Source organism: Acetonema longum DSM 6540 (assembly GCF_000219125.1).
Taxonomy (GTDB): Bacteria; Bacillota; Negativicutes; order Sporomusales; family Acetonemataceae; genus Acetonema; species Acetonema longum.
Genome location: NZ_AFGF01000282.1, coordinates 1 through 1,516, shown reverse-complemented (window position 1 = coordinate 1,516; position 1,516 = coordinate 1). Strand labels below are relative to the sequence as shown.

Annotated in this window: 1 protein-coding gene; it reads left to right on the top strand. The window is 42.0% G+C overall.

Annotation, left to right across the window (positions count from 1 at the left end):
• The first annotated feature begins 498 nt into the window (after positions 1-498).
• Positions 499-1,233 carry a class I SAM-dependent methyltransferase gene (locus ALO_RS20265; RefSeq protein WP_004100033.1) on the top strand — a complete coding sequence of 245 codons (735 nt, stop codon included), beginning with the start codon at positions 499-501 and terminating at the stop codon, positions 1,231-1,233.
• Positions 1,234-1,516: the final 283 nt, after the last annotated feature.

The following is a 1,516-nucleotide window of genomic DNA, read 5'->3' as shown; positions in this document are numbered from 1 at the left end:
TGAGATTGTTTATCAAAAAGGCAGGGAAAACATAGAGCCGCTGGATAGCATTATGATTCCCGCTGGGCTGGGACCTTATGAAATACGCGGCCAGGTGAAGCTGCTGAGAAGTTATGTTCCGTAATACGCATTCATGAAAAAGAAGAGGGTAAAGCAGAAAAAGCCGGCGATTATTTTTCATGATTTTGAAATAATCGCCGGCTTTTCCGCCACCGTCCCTGGGCGCTTCCGATGTTGCAGTGGCGCTTTACCTGCCGTTGTAATACAAAAGTTCCCTGCACATTAAAGCAAAGTAAACACCGCGCTCGAGTCGAAAGGGCACGAAGCGGTGTTTGTCTGTTGAAGATATGAAGAACAATGGTTTGGAGTTATGCAAGAGAGTGGTTTGAAGGTGAACGAAGGTAGGCGGCGAAGTAACAGGATGAAGATGAAAGTCACATTTACAGTCAGGCCTGTCATACAATAGGCACTATTTAAGATTATTGAGGGGGAATTGATGTGCAGCAAAATGTCTATGATAATGATGTATTTTATCATTCGTATATTGATCTTAGGGAAAAATCCACCAATTTCAATGATGTTCTTGAAATTCCTGCTTTTAGAACCCTCCTGCCGGATTTACAACAAACGGAAATATTAGATTTAGGGTGCGGTTTCGGGCAATCTTGCAGTTGGTATGTTTCTCAAGGAGCTGCACGAGTGGTCGGTGTAGATATTTCAGAAAAAATGATTGCCAGGGCAAAGCAGCTTTATCATCAAGACAAAATAGAGTATCAACTCCGTCCCATCGAAGATATAAACTTTTCTGCTGATCAGTTTGATCTAGTGCTTAGTTCTTTAGCCTTTCATTATATTGCGGACTTTAAAAGCATTGTTGAAAAAATCTACCATTGTCTAAAACCAAAGGGATTCTTGATCTTCTCGCAAGAGCATCCTGTTGCGACTGCCAAAGCAGTTTCTAACGGCTGGGCTAAAAATGAACATGGTGAAAAGCTGCATTGGATGCTGGATAATTATCAGGATGAAGGTTTGAGAAAACAAGACTGGTTTATTGAAGGGGTTATTAAATATCATCGAACAACGGCAACGATTATCAATACCTTAATTGAAACGGGATTGCATATTGTCAGAGTGTTAGAGCCAACAGCAACGGCAGAAGCCGAATTGCGAAATGAAGATTTAAAACAAGAGAGAAGAAGGCCGCCGTTTCTGATCATAAAAGCACAAAAATAAGACCGCCTCCCCAATTATACCTACCGACGTGACAAATAAAGTGCATCGGCAGGACTGTCCCCCAGCATGCCAAAAGGTGACACGTCCCCGGTGTCACCCGATTTATTTTATAGATTCGATTGGAATAGTCGGAATGTTTTCACCATATTCAATTCCGTTTTCGTCAAAAAGCTTCGATCGTGAAAGACACGGTGTGGGGGTGTCAGGGGATGGGATTATGCAAGGAATGAGTTTCAATTTGGCATGCTGATATAGGAGTGAAGGAAATGGATAAAAATGAAAG